Source organism: Rhodococcus ruitaii (genome assembly GCF_055230935.1).
This window is the reverse complement of record NZ_JBUYWC010000017.1, coordinates 1-22,962: the sequence shown is the minus strand read 5'-3', so window position 1 is coordinate 22,962 and position 22,962 is coordinate 1. Positions and strand designations below refer to the sequence as shown.

Annotated in this window: 26 protein-coding genes; 10 read left to right on the top strand and 16 right to left on the bottom strand. The window is 64.5% G+C overall.

Annotated features, from left to right (window positions below; translation table 11 throughout):
• Positions 1-103: 103 nt before the first annotated feature.
• The 5 genes from ACZI8W_RS20820 to ACZI8W_RS20800 all read right to left on the bottom strand — a co-directional run bounded on the left by ACZI8W_RS20820 (position 104) and on the right by ACZI8W_RS20800 (position 4,943).
• Complete coding sequence (locus ACZI8W_RS20820; RefSeq protein WP_463370414.1) at positions 104-907, bottom strand: ABC transporter ATP-binding protein; 804 nt, start codon at positions 905-907, stop codon at positions 104-106.
• Complete coding sequence (locus ACZI8W_RS20815; RefSeq protein WP_463370413.1) at positions 904-1,956, bottom strand: FecCD family ABC transporter permease; 1,053 nt, start codon at positions 1,954-1,956, stop codon at positions 904-906. The genes ACZI8W_RS20820 and ACZI8W_RS20815 overlap by 4 nt, the downstream gene beginning before the upstream one ends.
• Positions 1,953-2,957, bottom strand: coding sequence for a FecCD family ABC transporter permease (locus ACZI8W_RS20810; protein ID WP_463370534.1), 1,005 nt, complete (start codon positions 2,955-2,957; stop codon positions 1,953-1,955). The genes ACZI8W_RS20815 and ACZI8W_RS20810 overlap by 4 nt, the downstream gene beginning before the upstream one ends.
• A 35-nt stretch (positions 2,958-2,992) precedes the next feature.
• Positions 2,993-4,024 carry an iron-siderophore ABC transporter substrate-binding protein gene (locus ACZI8W_RS20805; RefSeq protein WP_463370412.1) on the bottom strand — a complete coding sequence of 344 codons (1,032 nt, stop codon included), beginning with the start codon at positions 4,022-4,024 and terminating at the stop codon, positions 2,993-2,995.
• Between the two features lie 151 nt (positions 4,025-4,175).
• Positions 4,176-4,943, bottom strand: coding sequence for a helix-turn-helix transcriptional regulator (locus ACZI8W_RS20800; protein ID WP_463370411.1), 768 nt, complete (start codon positions 4,941-4,943; stop codon positions 4,176-4,178).
• Positions 4,944-5,105: 162 nt separating this feature from the next.
• Here ACZI8W_RS20800 and ACZI8W_RS20795 point away from each other — a divergent pair, with 162 nt between their 5' ends.
• Positions 5,106-6,707 (top strand): FAD-dependent oxidoreductase, encoded by a 1,602-nt coding sequence (locus tag ACZI8W_RS20795; protein WP_463370533.1) that lies wholly within the window; start codon positions 5,106-5,108, stop codon positions 6,705-6,707.
• Positions 6,708-6,714: 7 nt separating this feature from the next.
• On the opposite strand, the gene ACZI8W_RS20790 is transcribed toward ACZI8W_RS20795, so the two are convergent.
• Positions 6,715-7,392, bottom strand: coding sequence for a TetR/AcrR family transcriptional regulator (locus ACZI8W_RS20790; RefSeq protein WP_463370410.1), 678 nt, complete (start codon positions 7,390-7,392; stop codon positions 6,715-6,717).
• Positions 7,393-7,521: 129 nt separating this feature from the next.
• Between ACZI8W_RS20790 and ACZI8W_RS20785 the strand changes: the two genes are divergently transcribed.
• On the top strand, positions 7,522-8,748 hold the full coding sequence (locus ACZI8W_RS20785) for an oxygenase MpaB family protein (RefSeq protein ID WP_463370409.1): 1,227 nt from the start codon (positions 7,522-7,524) through the stop codon (positions 8,746-8,748).
• A 58-nt stretch (positions 8,749-8,806) separates the two neighbouring features.
• Positions 8,807-9,091, top strand: coding sequence for a hypothetical protein (locus ACZI8W_RS20780; RefSeq protein ID WP_463370408.1), 285 nt, complete (start codon positions 8,807-8,809; stop codon positions 9,089-9,091).
• A 184-nt stretch (positions 9,092-9,275) separates the two neighbouring features.
• Here the strand turns inward: ACZI8W_RS20780 and ubiG are convergent, their stop codons facing one another.
• From ubiG to ACZI8W_RS20755, 5 genes are all read right to left on the bottom strand, one after another.
• Positions 9,276-10,109, bottom strand: a complete 834-nt coding sequence (gene ubiG, locus ACZI8W_RS20775) for a bifunctional 2-polyprenyl-6-hydroxyphenol methylase/3-demethylubiquinol 3-O-methyltransferase UbiG (protein ID WP_463370407.1) — start codon at positions 10,107-10,109, stop codon at positions 9,276-9,278.
• A gap of 40 nt (positions 10,110-10,149) precedes the next feature.
• Positions 10,150-10,929: a sulfurtransferase gene (locus tag ACZI8W_RS20770; RefSeq protein WP_463370532.1), complete on the bottom strand. Its 780-nt coding sequence runs from the start codon at positions 10,927-10,929 to the stop codon at positions 10,150-10,152.
• 107 nt (positions 10,930-11,036) lie between these two features.
• The gene (locus ACZI8W_RS20765; RefSeq protein WP_463370406.1) at positions 11,037-11,834 is read right to left on the bottom strand and encodes a hypothetical protein; all 798 of its coding nucleotides are present in this window, start codon (positions 11,832-11,834) and stop codon (positions 11,037-11,039) included.
• Entirely contained in the window at positions 11,831-12,550 is a 720-nt protein-coding gene (locus tag ACZI8W_RS20760; RefSeq protein ID WP_463370405.1) for an ABC transporter ATP-binding protein, read from the bottom strand. Before ACZI8W_RS20760 ends, ACZI8W_RS20765 begins: the two co-directional genes overlap by 4 nt.
• Positions 12,547-12,912: a hypothetical protein gene (locus ACZI8W_RS20755; protein WP_463370404.1), complete on the bottom strand. Its 366-nt coding sequence runs from the start codon at positions 12,910-12,912 to the stop codon at positions 12,547-12,549. The genes ACZI8W_RS20760 and ACZI8W_RS20755 overlap by 4 nt, the downstream gene beginning before the upstream one ends.
• Before the next feature lie 82 nt (positions 12,913-12,994).
• Between ACZI8W_RS20755 and ACZI8W_RS20750 the strand changes: the two genes are divergently transcribed.
• The 3 genes from ACZI8W_RS20750 (at position 12,995) to ACZI8W_RS20740 (ending at position 14,886) form a co-directional block, all read left to right on the top strand.
• A complete protein-coding gene (locus ACZI8W_RS20750) occupies positions 12,995-13,528 on the top strand; it encodes a helix-turn-helix domain-containing protein (protein ID WP_463370403.1) in 534 nt (177 codons plus the stop codon).
• A 103-nt stretch (positions 13,529-13,631) separates the two neighbouring features.
• Positions 13,632-14,135: a hypothetical protein gene (locus ACZI8W_RS20745; RefSeq protein ID WP_463370402.1), complete on the top strand. Its 504-nt coding sequence runs from the start codon at positions 13,632-13,634 to the stop codon at positions 14,133-14,135.
• A 55-nt stretch (positions 14,136-14,190) separates the two neighbouring features.
• Positions 14,191-14,886: an SIMPL domain-containing protein gene (locus ACZI8W_RS20740; RefSeq protein WP_463370401.1), complete on the top strand. Its 696-nt coding sequence runs from the start codon at positions 14,191-14,193 to the stop codon at positions 14,884-14,886.
• Between the two features lie 119 nt (positions 14,887-15,005).
• On the opposite strand, the gene ACZI8W_RS20735 is transcribed toward ACZI8W_RS20740, so the two are convergent.
• From ACZI8W_RS20735 to ACZI8W_RS20720, 4 genes are all read right to left on the bottom strand, one after another.
• Positions 15,006-15,833, bottom strand: a complete 828-nt coding sequence (locus tag ACZI8W_RS20735; RefSeq protein WP_463370400.1) for a hypothetical protein — start codon at positions 15,831-15,833, stop codon at positions 15,006-15,008.
• Positions 15,820-16,995, bottom strand: a complete 1,176-nt coding sequence (locus tag ACZI8W_RS20730) for a hypothetical protein (RefSeq protein ID WP_463370399.1) — start codon at positions 16,993-16,995, stop codon at positions 15,820-15,822. The genes ACZI8W_RS20735 and ACZI8W_RS20730 overlap by 14 nt, the downstream gene beginning before the upstream one ends.
• 2 nt (positions 16,996-16,997) lie before the next feature.
• Positions 16,998-17,201: a hypothetical protein gene (locus tag ACZI8W_RS20725; protein WP_463370398.1), complete on the bottom strand. Its 204-nt coding sequence runs from the start codon at positions 17,199-17,201 to the stop codon at positions 16,998-17,000.
• Positions 17,202-17,275: 74 nt separating this feature from the next.
• The gene (locus ACZI8W_RS20720; RefSeq protein WP_463370397.1) at positions 17,276-17,470 is read right to left on the bottom strand and encodes an SAV_915 family protein; all 195 of its coding nucleotides are present in this window, start codon (positions 17,468-17,470) and stop codon (positions 17,276-17,278) included.
• A 375-nt stretch (positions 17,471-17,845) separates the two neighbouring features.
• Here ACZI8W_RS20720 and ACZI8W_RS20715 point away from each other — a divergent pair, with 375 nt between their 5' ends.
• Positions 17,846-18,856, top strand: coding sequence for a zinc-binding alcohol dehydrogenase family protein (locus tag ACZI8W_RS20715; RefSeq protein ID WP_463370531.1), 1,011 nt, complete (start codon positions 17,846-17,848; stop codon positions 18,854-18,856).
• A 172-nt stretch (positions 18,857-19,028) separates the two neighbouring features.
• Here ACZI8W_RS20715 and ACZI8W_RS20710 read toward each other — a convergent pair whose 3' ends face one another.
• Entirely contained in the window at positions 19,029-19,382 is a 354-nt protein-coding gene (locus ACZI8W_RS20710; protein WP_463370396.1) for a YbaB/EbfC family nucleoid-associated protein, read from the bottom strand.
• Positions 19,383-19,461: 79 nt separating this feature from the next.
• Between ACZI8W_RS20710 and ACZI8W_RS20705 the strand changes: the two genes are divergently transcribed.
• The 3 genes from ACZI8W_RS20705 to ACZI8W_RS20695 form a co-directional block, all read left to right on the top strand.
• Positions 19,462-19,761 (top strand): type VII secretion target, encoded by a 300-nt coding sequence (locus tag ACZI8W_RS20705; protein ID WP_463370395.1) that lies wholly within the window; start codon positions 19,462-19,464, stop codon positions 19,759-19,761.
• Between the two features lie 50 nt (positions 19,762-19,811).
• Positions 19,812-22,259, top strand: coding sequence for a TPR repeat domain-containing protein (locus ACZI8W_RS20700; protein WP_463370394.1), 2,448 nt, complete (start codon positions 19,812-19,814; stop codon positions 22,257-22,259).
• On the top strand, positions 22,256-22,962 hold a 707-nt coding region (locus ACZI8W_RS20695), incomplete at its 3' end, for a hypothetical protein (RefSeq protein WP_463370393.1). The genes ACZI8W_RS20700 and ACZI8W_RS20695, both read left to right, overlap by 4 nt.

The following is a 22,962-nucleotide window of genomic DNA, read 5'->3' as shown; positions in this document are numbered from 1 at the left end:
CAACTGGAACCGCGTAGGCGCCCGAAACGACGGTTGACGTCGGAAATATCGGTACACCAACCATCATTTCGGACGCAATCGCCACCCAGTGATGCTGAAGACTTCACACCGTGACGTGATGCCGCCCGACCGGCAACACCAGCGGTTTCCCGGAGACAGGGTCGTCGATCACGCGGCTGTCGAGCCCGAATACCGCGGCGACGGTCTCACTTGTGAGCACGTCCGACGGATCACCCGCCGCGTACAACCGCCCGTCTGCGATCGCGACGAGATACTCGGCATAGCGGGCGGCGAGGTTGAGATCGTGCAGCACCATGACGATCGTCGTGCCGCGGTCGCGGTTGAGATCGGTGAGCAGGTCCAGCACCTCCACCTGATGACTCACATCCAGGAACGTGGTGGGTTCGTCGAGCAGCAGCACATCGGTCTGCTGCGCGAGGGCCATCGCGATCCACACCCGTTGCCGCTGCCCGCCGGACAGTTCGTCGACGGCACGTTCGGCGAGTTCGGTGGTGTTGGTGGCCGCAAGCGCATCGGCGACTGCGGCATCGTCCTCGCGGCTCCACCTCGACAGGACCCGCTGATGAGGGTGCCTACCGCGCCCGACGAGATCCGCGACCACGATCCCCTCCGGAGCGATCGGCGACTGCGGCAGCAAACCGAGGGTACGGGCGAGCTTCTTCGCGGGCAGCCGGTGCACATCCTTGCCGTCGAGCAACACATGCCCGCCACGCGGAGCGAGCAGACGCGACATCGACCGGAGCAGTGTCGACTTGCCACACGCATTCGCACCCACGATGCACGTGATCATCCCCGAAGGTACGTCCAGATCGAAGTCCTCGACGACGGTCCGGCTACCGTAGCCGAGTTCCAGGTTGTCGACCGTCAGCGTGTGCGATGCGGTCACAGTGAGCCTCCCGCGCGGTTGGAACGAATGATCAGGTAGACGAGATACGGCGCTCCGAGCGCGCCGGTCACGACGCCCACCGGGTAGCGGGTGCCGAACGCGTACTGGCCCACGAAGTCTGCGACGAGCACCAACAGCGCGCCGACGAGCGCGGCCGGGACGAACAGCGACGTGCCCTGCCCGACGATGCGCGCGGCGATCGGACCTGCGAGGAACGCGACGAACGCAATCGGTCCCGCCGCCGCGGTAGCGAACGCGATGAGTCCGACAGCCGCGACGATCGCCACGATGCGGGTGCGTTCCACGCGCACACCGAGCGCCTGCGCGGCGTCGTCGCCGAGCTGGATCATCGACAGGTTACGGGTCTGACCCAACAAGACCGGGCCGAGAATCGCGAGTGCGACGATCACGGGCACCGTCGCGCCCCACGTTGCACCGTTGAGACTGCCGGTCAGCCAGCGCATCGTCTCCTGCAGATCCCACGCGGCCGCGGTGCTCAGCAGATACGAGGTGACGCTGTCGAGCATGGCCGCAATGCCGATACCGATGAGGATCAGCCGGGTACCCGCGACCCCACCTCGGTACGACAGCGCATAGATCAACAGCGCTACTCCGAGCCCCGCGGCGATCGCAAAGATCGACACCTGGGTGCTGCCGAGCCCGAGCACGATGATCCCGAATGCGGCTGCGGCACTCGCGCCGGCGCTGATGCCGATGATGTCGGGGCTCGCGAGCGGGTTGCGGAGCATCGTCTGAAAGGTGATGCCGCCCAGGCCGAAGCAAATTCCTGCGACCACCGCGAGCACCGCGCGCGGCAGCCGGAGCCGGCCGACGGTGAACGTCGCGCCCGACACGTTCTCGCCGAGGATCACGCGGACGATGTCGGAGGGCGGATAGAACGTCTTCCCGAACATCAGGCTCGAGACGAATGCGGCGACGACGAGCACGCCGAGGATCCCGATCACGATGCGGCGACGTCGCCCGCGGCGCACACGGCTCGCAGCGACCTCGTCGACGTCGGGTGCGGTGGTGGTGAGTGTCGCTGTCACAGTTCTCGAAGTTTCTGCCGTCGGACGATGTACACGAAGAACGGTGCGCCGATGAGCGCGGTGATGATGCCGACGTCGATCTCGCTGGGTCGCGCAATGATGCGGCCGACGACGTCGGCGGCCGTGAGCAGCGCGGCCCCCACCAATGCGGAGAAGGGCAACAGCCAACGGTTGTCGACGCCGATCAGTAGCCGGCACAGGTGTGGCACGACGAGCCCGACGAAGGCGATGGGCCCGGCGATCGCGGTGGCAGCGCCGCACAGAAGTACCGCGCCGAGCGAGGCGAGCCCGCGTGCCAGCGCGACACGTTCGCCGAGCCCGGCGGCCATCTCGTCACCCAAGGCCAGCGAGTTGAGGCTGCGCGCCGACAGCAGGCAGATCACGAATCCCGCGATCAGGAACGGCATAGCCTGCCCGATCACGTCGAACGTCGCACCTCCGACACCGCCGATCTGCCACGAGCGCACGTTCCCGGCGATGTCGTTGCGCGGAAGGATGATCGCGGTGATGAACGACGACAGGGTCGCCGCCGTGGCCGCTCCGGCGAGCGCGAGCTTGAGCGGTGTCGCTCCCCCGCGACCGAGCGACCCGATCATGTAGACGAACACCGCGGTGATGCCGGCGCCGAAGATCGCGACCCACAGCATCGCGGTCTGTGTCCACAGCCCGAACCATGCCATGCCCACGACCACCGCGAGCGACGCACCCATGTTGACACCGAGGATGCCGGGGTCGGCCAACGGGTTTCGGGTCACACCCTGCATCACCGCACCCGCAAGACCGAGAGCCGCTCCGACGAGAAGCGCGAGCACCGTCCGCGGTATGCGTTTCGCGATGGCGCCTTGACCGATGTTGTCGGTCGACCCACCGAGCGCGGCGACGATGTCGGCCCACTCCACCTCGCGCGACCCGATGGTCACCGACGCGACGACGAGGAGTACGAGGACTCCGAGCAGCACGACGAGCCATGCAGAATTGCCGAGAGCCGAGCGCCGCGGCAGTGCGGCGCTCGGCGTCGGGGAGTGTCGTACGGAGGTCACTCCGCGTTCGTCTTGCCTGCTGCTTCGGCGAGCATGTCGACGTAGTCCGAGAGCACCCACGAGATGGCGAGCGGAGTCGGGTTCGCGGCGGTGCCGAGCGGGCCCGACCCGTCGAGGAACACGATCGAGCCGCTGGCGACGGCCGGCATCTGCGACAGCAGCGGGTCGGACTCGAGGGAGTCGACGAGTGCCTGGTCACCGTAGGTGACGATGATCTCGACGTCATCGAACACGTCGACCTGCTCAGCACTGACCTTCTTGGAGAACTCGTCGCCGCTGGATGCGTCGGCGACGCTCTTCGGCGTGGACATGCCGAGGTCCTCGAAGAACGCGGCGCGGGTGTCGTTCGCGGTGTAGAAGCTGACCTGGCTCAGATCTGCGGTATCGACGTGAGTGAGGAACATCGTCGCTTTTCCTTGGAGTTCGGGATGGGACGCCGCGACGTCGGCGATCTCCTGCTCGAGGCTCGTGATGAGCTGCCGGCCTTCTTCGGCCATCCCCATTCCGGCACTGTTGATCGCGATCACATCGCGCCACGACGTCGCCCACGGCCCCTCGGGGTATGCGACGACAGGGGCGATCTCGCTGAGGGTGTCGTAATCCTCCTGCGTCAGACCGGAATACCCGGCGAGAATGACATCGGGGTTCGTATCGGACACGGCTTCGAAGTCGATGCCGTCGGTCTCGTCGAAAAGCACAGGCGTCTCGGCGTCGAGTTCTTCGAGCTTCTCTTCGACCCAGGGCAGCAGGCCGTTGTCATCATCGTCGCCGAAGTTCGCGGCGGCCATGCCGACCGGCACGACACCCAGTGCGAGCGGCACCTCGTGGTTGGCCCATGCGACGGTGGCGACACGTTCCGGCTTCTCGTCGAGCGTGGTGGTGCCGAGCGCGTGCTCGACGGTGATCGGGCCGGACGCGGTGTCGGTGCCGGCTTCGGTGGATTCCGACGAGTCGGAGCCACAGGCCGTCATACCGAGTGTGAGTGCGACCGCGGTCGCAGCCACGGCCAGGAAGCGCTGTGAACGCATGGGGACGAGCTCGCTTTCGTGCAAGGGGTGCCCACATCCGGCCAGATCGGATATTAGGCGAGGTTTGCCTAAACCTAATCTCTACCGGCCCGAGACGCAATCGCGAGGTTGGGACACTCGATATCGCGATCGGGTCACGGGCCGCTGGAGGTCAGCCCGCCCGGAACGTCGCCGGTGTTGCGCCCGTGACCCGCCTGAACGCCGCTCCGAACGCGCTCACCGACCGATACCCCACCTGTTCTGCTACGTCACCCAACTCCACGCCGTGCCCGAGGAGTATCACCGCGCGCTGCGCGCGCACCGCAGCAACCCACCGTCCGAAGCTGAGCCCGGTCTCGGCCCGGAACGCACGGGTGACGGTACGTCGACTGACACCCAATTCCACCGCCCAGTCCGACAGCGTTCGCGGGTCGCTGGGATCGGCCCCGACCGCTTCGACGATGGGCCGCAGCACCGGGGAGGTGGGCACCTGCACGAGCAACTCGTGCGCAGCGGGGACCAGGACGTCGATCACCATCTTCTCGGTCAACGACCGCGATGCGGTGTCGAGCGACTCGTCCGTCAGGCGATCCAGAAGCAGGCGCAGCAAGGGCGTCATCTCGACCGCCACCGGCCCATCGGACAACGACGGCGCGCGGTCGATTCCGAAATGTGCAGTGCGATACCACGTTCCCGTCGGCATGATGCCCCAGTGCAGCAGGCCCGCCGGGATCCACAGACCGATCGTCGGGGTGATGGTCCAGGTCTGAGAGCCGATGGTGGCACTCGACGCACCGCGTTCGTTCCACAGGAGTTCGTGGGTGGGATGCGAATGCGGCTCGAAGCGGGTGTCACTTCCGATCAGCTCGTCCATACCCGCGATCACGAACGGCACGTCGATCTCGCCGGCAGCGTAGACCGGCAGGAATCGGCTCTCCATTTCCCTCCTCGATCGGTCTCGCCCGCTCAGTCGCTGCCGCTCCGGGCCTTCGACGACCAGTATGTCGTCCCGTGCGAATTGTCGGCATTCGGACCCCACGCGAGGCACGGCGGCGCCACAATCAGAAGACCGCTCGCCACGAAAGGCACAACAGTGTCCGAGATCAGCGAAACATCCGTCCTTGTCGTCGGCGCCGGCCCGGTCGGGCTGACGGCAGCTCTCGAGCTTCGCCGCCGTGGAATCGACGTCGTCGTCATTGACCGATTACCGACACCGGCGCACTACGCCAAGGCCGTGGGAATCCAGCCGCGGACCCTCGAAGTGTGGGATGCGATGGGCGTGGTGCGACCCGCTCTCGACCTGTCGGCTCCGATGCGCGGGCAGATCGTGTTCGTCAACGGAGCCGAGGCGATGCGCTTCGATCTCGAACTGCCCGACGACGTGCCCTACCGGTTCGCGTGCATGCCGCAGTACGCCACCGAACACGTCCTTCGGCACGCATTGGCGGAACACGGCACGACGGTCCGATACGGTGTCGAACTCACCGGGTTCGAGCAGTCCACGGACGGTGTCGTCGCCACTCTGCGTAGCGATGACGGCACAGAGCAGGTGACGGCGAAGTATCTCGTCGGCTGCGACGGCGCCCACAGTGCAGTACGCAAGGGGTTGGGGGTCTCGTTCGAGGGCGACGCCTTCCCCGAGGAATACATGCTCGCCGACGTCGAACTGGACTGGTCCCTGCCGGCGGGCTACGGGATACGCGCGATGGCGCAGGAGAACGGAGCCACCTCCGACCTGATGGTGTGCATCCCGCTGCCCGGCCACGGCCGGTATCGCATGTCGTCGTTCGTCGCACCGGACCTGGCAACCACCGGGGAAGGCACGGTCGCGCACGGCCTCGAAGGGGCGCACCCGCCCACGCTCGGGCATATCCAGGACGTAGTGGACCGCCTGGCACCCGAACCGACGAGCGCGCGAAACATGCGCTGGTCCTCCGTCTTTCGTATCAGCCACCGGATCACAGGAAGTTACGGCACCGGGCGGGTGTTCCTTGCGGGCGACGCTGCCCACATCCATCCGCCCACGGGTGCGCAGGGGATGAACACCGGCATCCAGGATGCCTACAACCTCGGGTGGAAACTGGCGCTCGCAGTGAGCGGCAAGGCTGCCGACGGTCTCCTCGCAAGCTATGACGCCGAACGTCGGCCGATCGGCGAAGACGTGGTGGGTCGCACCGTGCGTGACGCACGCGAGGGAATCGGGAGCGGCGAAACCGACTTCGCAACGGTCATGTTGCGGGAGGCCCAACTCCTGCTCGGCTATCGCGACAGCACCATCGTCAGGGGCACGGGGGACCCGACGGGCCCGATGCCCGGCGACCGTGCACCGGATGCCCGTGGCCTCCGTCAGGACACGGTCACCTCTCCGATTCGCATGCACGATCTGTTTCGCCATCCCGGACACACGGTGCTGTCGTGGGCACCGAATACGGCCGCCGAGTCCGAGCTCGCCGAACTCTCCGACTCCGTTACCGATCGATTCGGCGACCTGCTGCGGGCGTACATCATCGCTCCCGACGCCGACCGGTCCGATGGGCGGGCCCTGCGCGACGAGGAGGGCGATGCGGCACGCATGTACGGCTTCGGCGCAAGTCCTGAAGCCGTCGTCGTGCGGCCCGATGGCTATGTGGGCTTCCGGGGGAAGGTGCCGACCATCGAGAGCGTCGGCGGATACTTCGAGGCCATCGTACGCAGGGAACCGTGAAGAGCAACTAGCCGGTCGGCTCGACCATCGGCACGATGAATTCCCGCGCGATCGCTGCGAGCTGATCGTCGTCGTCGAGGTCGACGAGTTCGGTGGGGACCATCAGGAACGACGCCGCAATTCGCACCATCATCTCTGCCGTCAGATCGATGTTCGACCCGCGCGAGATGGTGCCCGCCTGTTGTTCGCGGCGAAGCTGGACTGCAACGAACTGCCGCGCGATGGCGAGCATACGACCGTCGTGAACGAGGGACCCTGCAAGGAGTGTCGGTTCGGCGTCGAGGAGACCACTGATCAACGGGTTGGTGCGGACGGCATGCAGAGAATTCACAAATCCAAGGACGATGCGGTCGGCGGCCGTGTGTGCGGATCGGATATCGACGAGGAACCGATCGAAGTATCGGCGGATTTCGCGCAGCAGGACCTGTTCGACGAGCGCATCCTTCGACTCGAATCTCCTGTAGAGCGTGACGCGAGACAGATTCGCTCGCCTGGCAACTTCTTCCATCGACGAGCGTTGAATGCCCGACCGGCGGAACTGCTCGTAGGCCGCGTCCAGCAGTCGTGTACGCACTGCATCGACGTCGTCGGCCTTTTCGATGGCCTCGAAGAATGCACGCTCGAGCAGGGATTCCGGCCGGGCGGGTGGCAGAGTATCCACGATCACCTCCTGGATATTCGACATTACACGGCGACCGAGTGCCTCGATTTTCACAAAACTGCACACATCCGTCATCACACCGTGTTAGAAAATGATACGCAGTATCGGATTTTGTAACTCTGTTTCTCTGCAATCTCACCGGGGGTAGATGGCATGGCCGAACTCAGTAGACGAAAGATCTTGCAGGCGGGAGGAGCACTCAGCGCGCTCAGCGCGATCGCTCTCGCGTCACCTGCCAATGCGCAACCGTGGAGGTGGTCGCCGGCCGGCTCGATCCCGGGCAGCGGCAGCGGCGCAGACCCGCGAACCGTCTGGGACACCGAGGCGGACCCGCTGGTCGCATCCCTCCTCGACCGAGGGGATGTGCCCAGGGTCAACCAACTCCTTCGGACATGGACGAAGAACGGGCAGCCCTTGCCCGACGGGCTCCCGGCCGATCTGTCGGATTTCATGGAGCGGGCACGTCGACTGCCGGAGTGGGCAGACCGCGGCAAGCTCGAGACCGCGGTGCGGTTCAACGAGAAGCGGGGCCTCTACCTCGGCGTCCTGTACGGCTTCGCGAGCGGCATGATGAGCACGGTCATTCCGAAAGAGGCTCTCGCCGTGTACTATTCGAAAGGAGGTGCCAACATGAAGGGCCGCATCTCGAAAACCGCGAAGCTGGGATACGACATCGGTTCCCGCAACGCATATCTCGACGACGGCGAGATGATCGTGACCGCCGTGAAAACCAGACTCGTGCATGCTGCAGTGAGACACCTGCTTCCGCAATCACCGCACTGGACCGACGCCGCGCCCGAAGATATTCCGATCAGCCAACACGACATGATGGTCACCTGGCACAGCCTACCCACCACCGTCATGCGCACACTGAAGAAGTGGAAGGTGCCCATCCCTGCCGACGAGTCCGAGGGCTTCCTCCACTCCTGGCAGATCAGCGCGCACATGCTCGGCATCGAAGACCAGTACATCCCCGCGACGTGGGACGATGCCGATGCCCAAGCCCGAGAATCGCTGGATCCGATTCTGGCTCCCACCACCGAGGGGCTCGAGCTTGCCGACATGCTCCTCGATCTCGGTGCAGGGCTCGACCTTACGCTCCTCAGCCGGCCCATCCTGGGCGCCCTCACGCGTTTCATACTCGGCGACGAAATCGCCAACTGGCTGAACATCCCGCGCGAACCGGTGTGGGGCACACTGCTCGACGTGGCGTGGGGACCGTTCATCGCCGTGCGCGAGGGGCTGCTCCCCTTGCCGCTGGCACCGGAGGCGTACTGGACCTTCGACGAGCTGCTCCGCCAGTTCGTTCTGCTCTACATGTCCGAACTACAGACGATCAGCATCGAGATCCCGGAGTTCAACAACCCGAACTACCCCTGACCGATTCCCAGCATCACTCGGCGGTGTGCACGGACTTCCTTGCAGGGATGATGGCCTCATGCCCTTTGCCGATGAGCTCATCGGACCACACGTGGCCGAACAGCTGTCGAAGTCGATCCAGGACGCCGCACCTGAACACCAGCTGCGGAAACTTCCTCGCGCCGCCCGCGAACTCGACAGATCGACTCTGCGCGAGCGCGCCGACCTGTTGCGCGCGGACGTCCCCGGAGACTACATACGCCACCCTCGCCGTGGTCGCCCGCAGCGCCTACAACCACACGCCGGATTTCGGTGGGTGGTTGCGCTGGCCCCGTCACCAGCGCTGTCGCGACCAGGGCCCTGAGGGAACACTCGTTCCGGCCGATCACCACCCGCCGCTACTACCCGGGCGAGCACGCCGTCGCCCTCCAGATCAACGGCGTCGCGACTGCCCGGCGCCCTTCGAACTACTCCTGGCGAACGGGATCTCCGCAGGATGAGCGATGCCGCCGAGCTCGGCTCCTCGTGCGTCGAAGCGCGTCCCGATCTCACTCCCTGACCGCGTAGCCCATGTAGGAGATTCCGGTGAATCTCATCCGTCCGAAGTCGAGCCGGCGACTCACCTCACCCCAGGGAAGACGTCCGTGCGCCGCTCGTGCCATGTCGAACACACGCAGTGGATTCTTGGACCGCGGCCCGAGCCCCACGATGTTGCTTGCTCGTAAGCCATGCCGGCCCATGACCTCCACGAGCTCCTCGGGCCGGATACACATCGACCAATCGTGGATAGGGGTGTCGAACAGCCGGGTCCACCGCCATTCCTGCATGATCTTGATGGCGACGAGCCTGCTCGTCCAGGTGCGGTTGATGGTGTCGAACAGAAACAGACCTCCGGGTCTGAGTGCCCGCGCGACCTCACCGATCACCGCGTCCGGGTCGGACACATGCTCGAGCACATCACAGCAGTACACGACACCGAACTCGGAATCCCGCACCGGCAACTTCTCCCCCACACCGAGCCGATAGTCGATGTCCAGTTCCCCCGCTGCCGCGTGCGTGCGCGCCGTGTCCAGTGATATCGCGGACGGATCGACACCGACCACGTGGAAACCGATCTTCGCGAACTCCTCAGCGAGGAATCCGCCGCCCGAGCCGATATCGAGGGCACGCATTCCGGCGTATTCGGTACCCACGTGCTCCCTGAGTACGTCACGGAAATACGCGAAGCGACCCGGCGTGAGGCTCCCGTGCAACATGTTGAGCGGGTTGCCCTCGTCCCACCAAGTTTCGCCGACCCGGTTGTACACGTCGTTGTCTATGGGTTCGTTGTCGATGGGCACGGAGTGCACCTGCGCATCCTTGGGGAAGTCCGTCGCGGCCATCGTACGTTCGAAAAGGGAGCGCTGCGCAGGTCTTCGTCGTTCAGCGAGGATGTGGCCCTTCCACCAAGGGCAGTGTTTCGTCTGCGGTCCACGCATTGAGAGATCCGTCGTACACCGCAATATCGGAACGCCCCGCCGCCGCGAGCGCATGTGCAAGGCCTGCTGCGGCGATACCGCCTCCGCAGTACGTCACCGGTTGTACATCCGGGTCCAGCGCGCCTACCTCCTCGAACACTGCCCGCAACTCGTCCGTCGGCTTCAAACGGCCGGTCGATGGATCGACGAGATCACCGAACGGGATGTTGATGCTGCCCGGAATGTGGCCGGGACGGGGATAGGACCGGGACTCGCCTCGATAGGTCGCCGGGTCGAGCGCATTGATGATCAGAGTGTTCTCGTCATCGAGGGCACCCGCGACTTCTTCGGTGGAACGCACCAACTCGGGACGGCGGTTCGTCGTCAACGTCGTTGCGTGCGGAATCACCTGTTCATCGGACACCGGGAACCCTGCCGCCTGCCACGCCGGCAGTCCGCCGTCGAGAACAGCGACGTCGTCGAAACCCTCGAACCGCAACTGCCACCACAGGCGCGCGGCCCAGATTCCGGACGATTGGTCGTACACCACGACCCGACGCCCCTGCCCGATGCCCACCGCTCCTGCGGCGACCGCGAACCGTTCGGACGACGCCGCGGTGAACGGCAGTGGAGCCAGGTGCTCCGAGAAGTCGGTGAACAGGTCCGCGTACACCGCCCCGGGGATGTGGGCTTCGAGGTACGCGGCGAGACCTGACTCTACGTGCACCGGCCCGGCCGACGGCATCGTCAAGTGCCTGACCGATCGCCACGTAGGTGTCCGATCTGACGGTTGGGGTACTGAAATATGCGGCACCTACCCTCATTTACGGACATCAACGTCAGGCGTGGCTGTCACGCCAGATCACGCCGCAGCGGAGCCATGACCGCTGCAGCCGAGGCAACTGCCGCGTACACCAGCAACACAAGCGCGCCGAGCATCGGAGTGAGCAGAGTCGTAGCCCCCAGCGACATTTCCCCCGCCACGGTCTCGCCGAGGAAGGTGAAGTCAGTCAGCGCCGCCGTCGCTCCTCCTGGCATGAAGGGGTAGAGGGTGTTCAGGCCCGGCAAGATCATGAGGACAGGCTCGAGAAAGTAGAAATATCCGAGCACGATCCCCACCGCCACGAGTTGGTTGCGGACCAAGGCCCCGATGCCCACGCCCAGCACCGTATAGATCGCTGCCGCCACGGCCAAGCGAGCGAGGAGCGACGCAAGGTCGGCGGTGGAGGCTCCGAGGGCGACGCCACGCACACCGGCGACCGACCACAGGGCGATCGCCGACGACAGAGACATCAACAGCCCGTATACGAGTCCGAAGATGCTGTAGACCAGCAGTTTTGCTCCGAGGACGGTGCCCCGTCGTGGACTTGCGAGGAACGTCGTCCCGATCGTCTTGTGCCGGTACTCGCTCGTGATGGCAACCGTGCCGAACAGTGCGGGCACGAACAGCAACAGGCCGGTGAGCCCGACCGCGATGCCCACGCCCTCCGGGGTGTCGAGGCCGGGCATCGGCGGCGACGCGTTCTCCGGCCCCACGAGACCGAGGACTCCCGTGAGACCGGCTCCGCTCGCGACGGCTACGATCAATGCCCACAGCGGGAGTCTGGTGGAAGAGAGCCGGGTGATTTCACCGCGGATGGCATGGTTCATCTCGCACCAGCCCGAGTCGTGAGTCGAAGGAAGGCCTCTTCGAGTGTGTCTCCCGAGGTGGTGAGTTCGACAAGCGCGCCTGTCCAGGCAATTCGTCCGTGGTCGATGAGGACCACGTCGTCGATGCTGTTTTGGAGCTCACCGAGCGCATGGCTGGAGATCAACACGGTTCCGCCTGCGGACGCGAAGTCCCGAAGGAAGGTTCGTAGCCACACGATTCCCGAGGGATCGAGACCGTTGGACGGTTCGTCGAGGACGAGAACATCGGGGGCGCCCAGCAGCGCGGTGGCCAAGGCGAGGCGCTGTTTCATACCTGTGGAGTATCCGCCGATACGGCGGTCGGCGAACCGGTCCAGTTCGACCGTCTCGATCACCTCGTCGACTCGTTTCGAAGGGTGACCACCGAGCACGCAGTAGGTGCGCAGGTGAGCACGGGCGGTGGTCGCGGGGTGCGCCGACGCGATGTCCAATACAGCACCGACGGTGGCCGTGGGCGACGGGAGTTCCACGTACGGAATACCGTCGAACAGGGCTGTTCCCGCGTCTGGCCGGATCAGGCCGAGGAGCATTCGCAGAGTTGTGGATTTTCCGGCGCCGTTGGGTCCGAGGAATCCTGTCACTCGTTCCGACTCGGCTGTGAAACTCGCGTCGACGACACCATCGATCGTGCCGAATCGTTTGGTGAGGTTCTCGACGCGGATCGACACGCCGGTCATGACTTCTGCACCCGCTCCAGCGCTTCGACGACGCCCTGTGCGTTCGGGGCGCTGACGAGCAGTTCGTCGAATTCGTCGCCGGCCCGGCGGCCGCGAAGCACGATGCGCAGCAATGGTTCACCGCGCTTCATGACGACGAGGCGGGTGGTGCCGCCGGGATGCGTGAAGGTACCGACCTTGAGGAATCCGGAGACTGCGAGACCGTTCCGGAAGCCGAGCATCTCGGAGGTCCATCCCGGCAGTACCTCGACGCGAACGATCGACGACTGCGGGATCGACATGTCGGAGCGACGAACGAAAAGGGCTTCCCAGCCGGAGAAGGTCAGATGCAGGGAAGATTCGGAATGCGATAGGTCGGCCATGGCGGCGGCCCTTCTGTCAGCGGTAAACTGGACTCGATGGTGAGAACATTATCAGAGTGAGAACAATCGAGAAAGGGGCCGAATGGACGGCGAGCCGTCGATAGCCGACGTCGTGCTGCACCCGGTACGACTGCGTATCATCCAACAGCTCGGTGGTCGTGAACTGACCACCGCGGAGCTCCGCAAGGAACTACCCGACATCACCCAGGCCACGCTCTACCGCCACGTGTCCGCGTTGATCGACGCTGAGATCGTCATCGTCGTGGACGAACGGCGCGTACGCGGAACCATCGAACGCACGCTCGCGCTCGGCGAACGCATGGCGCACGTGGGGCAGGACGATCTCGACGCGGTGAGCGACGCCGAACTTCGCAACGCCTTCGTGTCGTTTCTCGGCGTGCTCGGCGAAGAGTTCGACAAGTTCATCGACAGCGGCGATCGAAACCTCAGGAACTACCTCGGTTTCGGTGCTTCACCGCTCTACGTCACCACCGACGACCTCACCGAGATCCAGGAGAAGTTCAGCGCATTACTCGCTCCCTACCGAACCGAGAAGGACGACGCGATACGAATCACCCTCGGCACCACGTTGATCCCCGCCCCTCCAGCGAAATGATGACGACGAGCCCGCCCTGCAGACACGTGAGTAACTCGCAGGTGTCAGACCCTTCGGGCACTCTGGCTGCCATGAGCGAACGTCCGATGAACAGGCATGCACGATGACGGCCCGCGCAGGTGAGGTCTTCGACACGGATCGAGCCGTGTCGGATATCGAGGCCGCCCTGCTCGTGGCCCTCCCCTCGTCCGGGCCGACAACCGGTGAGGGAGAACCCGACACCGGTGAGTGGACGTCCACGCGGGGTATGGGATTCATGCTGTTTCCCCTCTGGAAGAGCAATGACCTCGTCGGGGTGTACGAAGCCGAATGGACCGATGCGGAGGAGAGGGCGGAGGGCCACCTCAGGGCATTGGTTGCTGAACTGGCTCGCAGGTGGGGGCCGCACCGCACGGTGACGATGGGGCCGGCTCTGTGGAACCCGCCCACCGAAGAACCCTTCCGCACACTCGTCGCCACCGACTGCCTCGGCGACCTGGCCGTCTGGGGTCCGGTCACCGAGTCGAACGCCCGCTGGGTCGCGGTCTCGCTCAACCAGTGCGACGGGGATGCCCCGATGATCCTGACCGCACTGGTCACCAACAGTCCGATCACTCCGCTCGAGTAGCGCGGAAACCCTGGGTTCGCCAGGGCCATCCCATCGAGCTGGCACACTCGCATCTATGAGCGATCACCCCGTCACGATCACCGTCACCGGCCATGCCGAACGTGAGTTCGCCCCGAACCGATGCACGGTCGTGCTCCGCGCGCACGCCGACGGCACGACGCGCGACCACGCCGCCGACCCGGTCACCTCCGCGATCACCACACTGACCGACCTCGTCACCGACCTGCGCGAACGTGGCGACAGCCCCGTCAAGCGCTGGACGTTCGACCAGGTACGCCACAGTCGACACCGCCCGTACAGCAAGGACGGCAAGACCCGCCCATGGCGATACACCTCTTCGGCGTCGCTCACGGTGACGTTCCACGAGTTCGACGCGGTCGGCACGTTCGTCGACGCCGTCTCCGAGATCGAGGCCGTCGCGGTCACCGACCTGCGTTGGTGGATCACCCGCAAGACCCGAGAGAAGCGGATCGCGAAGGTCCGCGACCTCGCCGTGCGAGATGCCCTCGCCAAAGCCAAGGGCTACACGACAAGCTTGGGCTACGGCGACTTCCGGGCGCTCGCCATCGCCGATCCAGGAATGCTGGGACTTCAGCCGGGCCCGAGTCCACGTACCCCGGGTGCACCCATGATGCGGGCGATGCGGTCCGACATCGCGTCGGCGTCCGAGGACGGCGGCACCGGCTTCGTCCTCGAACCCGACCGCATCACGCTGAGCGCCGACGTCGAAGCGCGATTCGAGGCTTCCTGAGGCGGGAAGTTTCAGTACCGTGTCGGTGGGAGGCAGACATGACGATCAGCAGTTCGATCCTGCGCTTCGCTGAGCCCTTCAACTCCGTCATCATGGCGGCCACAGGGCTTCCGGTCACCCTAATACCGATTCGATCGCGCTCGTTCGAGCGCCACGGCAGTGCCCAATTCACTTCGACATTCGGGATGTTCGACGTAGAACTGCAGCAGGCGATACAGCAACACCGGATCGACCGCATGCTTGTGGCAGTACACCTCGATCATCGGTGTAGCCGGTAAAGCATCCCAACCGAATCCACGGGGAACCATCGACTTCCGCTCCCACCGTGCAACCGGATGCCCGAGCAGCACGACCACCCAGTTGGTCAGGACCGCAGGCCGAGCAGCCACGATGGAGTCCCAGTCGAGAGTCGATTCGAGACTCCAGCCTCGCTGATGGACAATTTCGGGCGTCAATACAAGGCACCCGCGCCGTAGCCTTCCGATGACAACGAACGGGATAAAGGACGCGCCGAACAGACCGATACCAGCGAACACCATTCCAACCAGCGCTGTCGCTCCCTCGCCACCGCGCAGAAACACATCTCCGGCGGCGGTGAGAAACAGCACTGCTCCGACAGTCGACAGAGCAGCGACAAGGCAGAACACAACCCTCGAATGTTCAACGACCGTCGCTGGTGCACCGTTCCATACGCGTGTGCGAATCGCGCTCGGCCGATGCCTGGACGTATGGGCGGCGACACCGCTGACGATCACGGTCAGAAGTGCACAACTGATCAAGCTGCCGTACTTCGTCATGTCAGGATCGCCCTCGATGAAGCCACCCACTGCGATCAACATCGCGGGAAGCGCCAGAAGCGCCATGAATACCAGCGAAGCGACGAGGCGGCCCGTCATCCGGCGCGCCGACCACTCGGTCGGTCGCGTCGCGTGATCAGAAGAGCGCATCCCACACACCTTCCACGACATCACCGACTGCTGCGCCTGTGCCTGTTACCGCGTCGAACCCCGCCGAAATCGCCCCGCCCACATCGCCGACCCCATTGGCGTATATGGCGTCGACCGCGCCGGAAGCGAACAACCCAGAGGCCAGACCGACTCCAGCACCGGCGACAGCCCCAACTGCTGTGCCGAACACCGGTACAACGGATCCGACTATCGCACCGGTTGCTGCCCCTGCTGCCAGTGAAGCACCGAACCCCGCTGCACCCGAGACAACCGCCTGATCAACGGGCTTGTCTGTCGCGATGATGTCGTAAGCAACTCCCGCGACGGCTAGTGCACCACCCAACTTCACCCCGCTCAGACGCGCAAGACCGTCCGCTCGTCCAGCTGCAGCGAGCGCATCGTCAGCGCTGTGCGCGAATGCCTTCCCGAGGTCCAAATCCCGGTAGATGACCGATGCCGGGGTGCCGGGTGGACCGGATCTCGCGAGGTCGATGTACCTTTGCGCTTCGCCAGCAAGAAATGACGCCTGCTTGCGCAACGTATCAGCCTGCACAACCGCGAGAGCACCTGAAACGCCATTCACCGAGTTCCCCAAGAAGAACCACTTGCCGGTAACCTCCAGCCACATGTTGCGAGTGGATTCGACCGCAAGCTTCCAGGCCGCCTTTGCCGCTCCGACTGCTGCCTCGGCGGCTTCATACGCCTCGACCAGCACGCTGTGCCGGTCTCTCGCTGAGATGGCGTTGTGATGTGCCAGGACAGCGATTTCCGATGCGCCCGGCGCGAGAGCCCCAGGGTCCGGAGGATGAGGCCCGGGCTCATGAATCAGCCATTCATCAACGTCCAGTCCCGCTTCCCGCGCTGCCTGCCGGGCGAAAGAAAGATCCGCCTGGAGGCCTTGCAACTGTGCGGCAAGGTTGTCTACTCGACGTGCGTGCCCGACAACCGTTTCGAGAAATTGTTCTGCGCTCCGCGCGTCGGATGTGATGAAACTACGGAACTCCTCGCCTGCCGTCCCTTCCCATCCGCCAATCGAGATTCCCCGCACGGCGTACATCTTGTCGATCGCTTCGTCGACCTCGCCTCCGAGGCGATCTTTGAGCCATCGACCTGCGGTGCGTATCGCTTCAGGATCCCCAGGGATACGAGTGTCAAGTGCCATCGTCACTCAGTCCTGACCTTGATCAACTCGAGCGCGAGCTTGTCGTCCCCATTTCGATACGCCATGTTGGCTTGCGCCACGACCTCACTCGTCGACGCCAGAGCCATCACGAAGTCGGCCGCATTTTCCATGAGTAGCGAGATGATTCCCAGAACCGCAGCCGTAGCATCACCGGCATCAACCGCTACTGGGACACTCGTCCCCACCTCGTCGACTCTGCCACCCGTCGCGCTACAGATCGACGTAATCGACTGGAGAGTAGCGTGATCAACATAAAGCGTCACAAGACCGCCTCTACCCGCAATGCTTCGGGCATCACAATGTCCAGGAGAACGAGATCGAACGGAGATGCGGCGTGGAGCGACTCCAGGGTCGCAGCAAGTACAGCGACCCAAGGCTTACGGCCACCACAGCACGTTCTGAAGCGGTCGAGAGCCGAGTATGCGAGAAGCGCAGTCCGGCCATCTTGTGTCATATGCACTTCGACAACTGCGTCTACCGGATTGCTGACCGCTTCCTCGCAAGGCAAGTAGACGATCGGCGGAAACTCCCGCGCAGCTCCCCCCATAGCTCCCCCAGTTGACTCCAATAACCAAGATCTCTCTCGGCCCCCTATCGGATACAGCGTTGCAGTTTAACGCATTGCCGCTTCCCCAACGCGAACAGGCTGGGACCAGGTACATCAACACGCTCCCCCTGCGGTCCCGAGCTCGACCCTGCGTGATTTTGGTGGGTTGGTGTTCGCCTGGCGGGAAGGATCCCACCGAAGGGAAGTCTCGACCGGCGACACCTGGCCTACAGTTGGGCAGACAGCCAGAAACCGGGAGTCGCCGTGAACTGGAACGAGACGATGATGGCGTGGCGGGTGGCCGACCCGCGACCGATTCACGACCACCCGCTGGTCTTCGAATCCGGTCCGATCCCCACGGTGGGTCCGGACGAGTTACTCATCGAGGTTCAGGCCTGCGGCGTCTGCAGGACCGACCTGCACGTCTCGGAAGGCGACCTGCCTGTCCATCGGCGCCACGTGGTGCCCGGGCACGAAGTGGTAGGCACCGTGCACCGGACGGGCGACGCGGTCAGCGGATTCTCACCGGGCGACCGCGTCGGTGTCGCCTGGCTCCGGTCCACCTGCGGACGATGCCGGTATTGCCTGCGCGGGCGCGAGAACCTCTGTCCTCATTCGCGATACACCGGGTGGGACGACGACGGCGGGTACGCTGAATACGTCACGGTCCCTGCGAAGTTCGCACTTCCACTCCCGGAGGGCTACGACGACGTCGAACTCGCCCCCTTGTTGTGCGCCGGCATCATCGGGTTCCGTGCATTGGAGCGCGCGGCCGTTCCGGAGGGCGGGCGCCTGGGCATCTACGGTTTCGGTGGTAGCGCCCATATTGCGGCGCAGGTGGCCATGCATCGAGGCGTGTCGGTTCATGTCATGACCAGGAGCGCCGACGCCCGCGCGCTCGCCGAGGAGCTCGGCGCAGAGTCCGTGCAGGGCTCGGCCGACAGGCCACCCGTCCCACTCGACGCCGCCATCGTGTTCGCGCCGGTAGGAGATCTGATCCCGACCGCACTCGAGGCCCTCGACCGCGGTGGAATCCTCTCCCTCGCCGGCATCCACATGACCGACGTCCCTCCGCTGAATTACCAGCAGCACTTGTTCTACGAGCGGGAGATCCGGTCGGTGACAGCCAATACACGCGACGACGCGCACACCTTCCTGCGCTTCGCCGGCAAGCATCGGATCCAGGTGAGCACGGTGCGTTACCGCCTGTCGGAAGCGGACCGAGCATTGACGGATCTCGCTGACGACCGCGTCCGCGGAGCTGCCGTCCTGGTACCCGACCGCGAATTCTGAGCGACAATCGCACGGTGCCGCATTCCTGTCTATCTTCTCTATCCCGGTCGACAGTGTGGGATCGGCATGATTTCCGAGGTCAGTGCCGAACTCTGACGCGTTCCCGCGACCTTCCCAGTCATCCGCGCGTGCAATTGTGGTGGCGGGAAACTGGAATCGTCGCGATCGACATTCACCTGGGCGAAGGCGGTGCGTCAGCAGCATCGACCACCGTCGCGATGGCCTCGGCGATACGCGGATCCGCACGCACTTTCGCCTCTACCACCCGACGACGCTCCCTCAGCTCGGCATGCGCACGCCCGATCACCTCCCTGAGGTGAGAAGCCAGCAACGCCCCGCCGCCTCGCAGCGCTCGATCATCGATCTGCAGATCCTGCAACGTCCCGTCTGCACCCACACGCACCGATACGGTTTCGCTGCTCGCAGTGGCGTTCGCGGTCGTCAAAGCGGCCACGAGTTCGTCGAGCTGTCCGGACAACGGGTCGATATCTGAATAACCCCCTCGACCGGAAGCAACAGAATTCACAGACCCCCCTCGCGACCCACCAGCATGGCTGGGCTATCGTAGCCGATCATCCGTGGGGGGTCGGACGAATCGGGGGTCCATGTACGTCGATACAGCATTGGTGCGTGAGTTCGCATCGACGGTGGGCGCCACTGGCGCCGCCGCAGGTGACGTCCGTACCGACAGCAGGTGCAGCTCCGTCATCGATGGTCTGCCCGGGTCGTCGATCGCGACCGCCGTCGCCGCCCACTCCCTGCTGGCCCACACCGCGCTCCAGCAGGTCGCCCATCGCCTCGCCGATACCCGCGACCGGCTGGTCGCCAGTGCCGAAGCCTACGACGCGACCGAAGATGACACTGCAGCGCAGCTCGTTTCGGTCGACGGGACCACCCTGTGGTGACCCCTACCGTCTCGTTGGTCCTCGCATGGTCACCCGACACGCTCCATTCCATGGCTACCACGTGGGCCGAAGCAGCGGAGTCCCTGGACGGTCAGTTCGGGAATGCACGCCACGCCACTGCCGGGTCACATGCCTTCTGGACCGAGGGCGCCGGCGACACGATGCGCAGCCACATCTATGACGTCCTGCACCCAGGCCGCACACTCGCCACCGCCCTGGCCGACGCTGCGTCCGAACTGACGATCCATGCCGGCCGCCTACAGGATGCGGTCGGAACAGCGGTTTCCCATATCCACACCGCACGGGAGTCCGGGTTCTCGGTGGCCGACGACGGCACCGTGTCGCCGCCACCACCGCTCGTATCGGGCACGCCGGACTCGAGCGGATCCCAGATCCTCATTCAGATGGCCGCACTGAGCCAACGCGCACATATCCTGACCAGGATCATCACCACAGATCTCGTCGCGGTCGACACCGCCGACAACGCTGCTGCCGAGGCCGTCGCCGACACCTTCTCCATCGCACGACGGGATGCGGACCTCGACCCGAGTCTCCTCGCCCACTACAAAGAGCTGGTTCTATCCGATGCAGCCGGCGATGGCGCCGCCGCACGTAACGGCACCCTGACACCCGAGGACCATCGGCGAATCGGTGACATCCTCCTTGCCACCCAACTCTCCCCCACCCAGCTGGACGCGCTCGCGCGAGGAGACGCCGTCGACACGGTGCCCACGGTCGCGTTGAACTACCTTCGCGACTTCTACCGCGAAGCAGGCACGGACGGCCTGCTCCATGTCGCCGAGGTTCTGCGCGCCCACGAAGAATCCGGCGACGACGATGCCGCGTCCCGACTCGATGCCCTCGCCAACGGGCTGCTCATGATCTCGAACGAACAGGTCGGAGACGGCACCACCACCGGCGGCTACGAGCTCGTTCCGGACAACCTGCGCGACACACTTTCTCGGATCAACGAGACGAGTGATGCGGCGCGGTTCTCGGGAGGTTACTTCAATGACGTGTACACAGATCGACGGCTCAGCAGCATGGCAGCACTTCTCGGCGAAGCCAACCCCGGCTTCGTCCCCGGCAGGGAATTCGCGACCGAACTCGACCACGCGGCCTCACGTCTGATCGACATCTCCTCGGGAACAGACGGACTCTACCGGTCCGCGTACGAACCTGTCGCAGAAAAGTTCCTTCAGATCGGGTTGCGGAATGAGGATGCCTCCTACGATCTGCTCACCGCATCCGACAACACCCGAACGTTGATGCCACTGCTCGAGCACGACTGGAACGACGATGGAACAACACTGGGCCGTCTCGTGGACTGGATCCCTCGAGACTCCATGGTGACCGACCCCGACGACACAGCCCACGCCGAACGCGCAGGAGAAGCAGCACATTCACTCGCGCTGATGCTGTCGACGTCGGGTTCCGATTCCCCCGTCGCCTTCACCGATGCGGGCAACACCAATCCCTATGGGCGACTGATGGATATACCCGGGGTCGGTGATGGGAGATCTTCTCTCGGAGAGGTCAACCCAGCGTTGACACAGTCGATCGCCGGAGCCCTGTCACCCTACGTGATCGATATGGTGACCGATGATCCGAGACTGGCCTACCACGACACCTTCGACAGCCTCGGCCCGGTCGAGACAACGCGCATCTTCTCGCTGCTCGACAGCGACGCGCACGCGGGAACACTCATCAGCGGGCATGCGCTCGCGGCGGCCGACGAGATCGACCGCGCGTTCGCTCGCTCGTATGCAGATCCACCACCGATCACGCTCGGAGAAACCTCCGGGAGGCTCCGCGCAGTAGTTGAAGGCGGACTCAGGACCGAACTCGGCGACAGGATGAGCGACTCAGACGACGCGAAATCCGACCGCGCCGCAACCCGCGCCGGGCATTTCGGCGCCGGGCAGGCGATCACCGCCACCGGATTGAGCTACCTGCCTCCACCGTGGGGTGTCGCGGCGTCGGGCGCCGTCTACACCGCGGGAGCGTTGATTTCGGGCGACATCATCGATGCCGACGGCAACCTGACCGATCGGTTCTCGGAGTCGCCGGAGGCTCGTTTCCGGCTCAGTCAACACGAAGCAGGCCCTGACCAGATTCGCATGACCGACAACGAGATCAGGTACACGATTCTCACCGAACTCGTCGACTCGGGCAGGGTCCCGGTCACCGATTTCCCACCCGAAGCAAGTCGAGGTGGCACCTTGATTACATATGGGGAACTCATGGAGCTCGGGACATCCGAACGAGGCGATGTCAAACAGGATGCGACGCAGATCCGAAGAGCTGTCAATGACGTCACGACTGATGCCTTCGACGACGCTGGTATTCGTCATGTCGGCGAATACATCGACCAGCACTCAGTTGCGATAAATGCCTACTACGACAACATATTCCATAACTCCGATGACCAGAGAATGTTCGAGTCCGTATTCCGTGGCGATGGCAAACCCACCGGGATGAGTAGGTGGCCTGTATGAGCGGATCCCTCGGACCGCGCCTTGCGTGCGTCCTCGCCACCGCAGCGCTGATGGCGTGCAGTTCCACAGTCGCGGATGACGATACCCGGATCACATCAGACTTCCTGACTGCGACGAGGACAGCGACACCGGTGCTGTACACAGTTCCCGAGAACCGGCGCACCTCCACCATCGTGTGGTCCGCTGAAGCCGACTCCGATCTGTTCAGTGAAGGAGCAACCCTCGCGCGTGCTGCGATCGAAGCCAATGAGCTTGCGCTCGCCGAGACTGTCACCGACAGTTACCTCGGCTTCGCCCGCGCCATCGACCAAGAGACAAAGGACCAATACGACGAATTACCCTCGTCCACCACACAACACTTCGGTACAGCCTACTTCCACATCATGCGTATCGAACCCACCGCTACCGGCTTCATCGCCCACACCTGCCACCAAACATCCAACGTCGCAGTGAAGAACACCGATGGCCGCTACAGCCGCTCCGTCACCACCGGGGGCCCAAACCTCAAATTCGTCCTTGAACGCACGGGCAGTGGAACACCGCCGCCTGCGATCGCGCCCACCTCCACCCCACCCGTCGACAGCGCCGGGCGCCCACAATGGCAAGCCCCCACCTACGATGTCTTCACCGGCTGGAACATCAACATCGACGGCTCATCCGGCCGGGACCACACCGCAGCCTGCCGACAGTGGGGCCACCACTA